The sequence below is a fragment of the Flagellimonas olearia genome (genome assembly GCF_009184425.1).
GTDB classification, from domain to species: domain Bacteria; phylum Bacteroidota; class Bacteroidia; order Flavobacteriales; family Flavobacteriaceae; genus Flagellimonas; species Flagellimonas olearia.
Genome location: NZ_WELG01000195.1, coordinates 1 through 319, shown reverse-complemented (window position 1 = coordinate 319; position 319 = coordinate 1). Strand labels below are relative to the sequence as shown.

Here is a 319-nt window from a genome sequence, read left to right as displayed (position 1 = left end):
GCACTCGCTTCTGTTAAATGCGAAAACTCTGTATCGTAATAAGTGTTTTCGTAATTAGCTTTCGTGTAACGAGAAAAAACAAATTCATCATGCACCCTTTCAATGGCTTCTACATCCACGCCCATATTCACATTTTTAGTGCCATACATGTAAGCCGCTTGAGGCTTTGCGATCACGTGCTGACGGCTATAAAATTCATCGCTAGCGTTAGAAATATTATTCCCCGTAACATCCACCATGCTTTGATGGGCTTGTAGGCCGGTGTAAGAAGCGTTGAGTGAAGATAAAATCCCGCCCATTTTACGCCTGCACTCTTAAA

The 319-nt window shown here is 42.3% G+C and carries 1 protein-coding gene; it reads right to left on the bottom strand.

Annotated features, from left to right (window positions below):
• The coding region (locus F8C76_RS20065) for a hypothetical protein (protein WP_211372224.1) at positions 1-239 on the bottom strand (239 nt) is incomplete at its 3' end.
• Between the last annotated feature and the right edge of the window lie 80 nt (positions 240-319).